The sequence below is a fragment of the Dethiosulfatarculus sandiegensis genome (assembly GCF_000931935.2).
Taxonomy (GTDB): Bacteria; Desulfobacterota; Desulfarculia; order Desulfarculales; family Desulfarculaceae; genus Dethiosulfatarculus; species Dethiosulfatarculus sandiegensis.
Window position 1 is genome coordinate 1 of sequence record NZ_AZAC01000049.1, and the last position, 1,032, is coordinate 1,032.

The 1,032-nt window shown below is 56.6% G+C and carries 1 protein-coding gene; it reads left to right on the forward strand.

What is annotated here, in order from left to right; translation table 11 throughout:
• Positions 1-86 precede the first annotated feature (86 nt).
• Positions 87-1,004, forward strand: a complete 918-nt coding sequence (locus tag X474_RS20965) for an IS481 family transposase (RefSeq protein WP_044351805.1) — start codon at positions 87-89, stop codon at positions 1,002-1,004.
• Positions 1,005-1,032: the final 28 nt, after the last annotated feature.

Sequence of the window (1,032 nt, forward strand, 5' to 3'; positions counted from 1 at the left end):
TGTAGTTGCTAAATAGGTTGTTCACACGGAGTCCATCGTAGAGACTGGTGTTTACCAAGACATCGGCATCTACTTTGGAGGACCGCATGAACAACCATCATCAGAATGCCCGAACCACGTTTCATAGTCGAGCCCTTATTGTCAGAAGGGTTCTGAAGGAGGGGATGAGCGCCAAGGAAGTGGGTGATCAGTTCGGTGTCAGTCAGCGTACGGTTTACAAGTGGCTGGCTCGATTCAGGGCCGGAGGAGTGGCGGCACTACACAATCGGACCTCTCGACCTCTACGCAGCCCGCGCCGTCTTCCGGTTGAAAGAGTAGCCACGATCGCGGCAATGAGGCGCATGGGGATGACCAGCCCGGCTATCGCCTTTGCCCTTTGCCTACCTCTTTCTTCGGTGGGTTTGGAACTCAGGCGGCTTGGTTTGAATCGGCTATCTCGGCTGGAGCCCAAGCCGCCGGTAATGCGCTACGAGCACGAGAAGCCAGGAGACATGATCCACCTTGATATCAAGAAGTTAGGCAGGATAGATGGGGTTGGCCACCGCATCACCGGTGATAGGTCACGGCGTCAGAGAGGCGCTGGTTGGGAGTATCTGCACGTTTGCGTTGATGACAACAGCCGCCTGGCTTACAGCGAGCTGTTGCCTGACGAGAAGGCCGCCAGCGCCACCTGCTTCCTGATTCGGGCCGTGGGATGGTTCGAGCGGCACGGCGTGACGGTCGACAGGGTGCTGACAGACAACGGCGGGTGCTATCGCTCTCGCCTTTTCCTGACCGCTTGCCGTTACCTGGGTGTCAGGCCCAAGAAGACCAGGCCCTATACGCCGCGCACCAACGGCAAAGCAGAGCGCTTCATCCAAACCAGCATCAAGGAGTGGGCCTACAGCCAAGCCTACGAGTCATCGGCGGAGCGTCAAAAGCACCTGAATCCCTGGCTCAACTTCTACAACAACCAAAGGCCGCATACCGCTTTGAAAAGAAAACCACCGGTCTCAAGACTGTAAAACCGTGAACAACGTGTTTGACAACAAC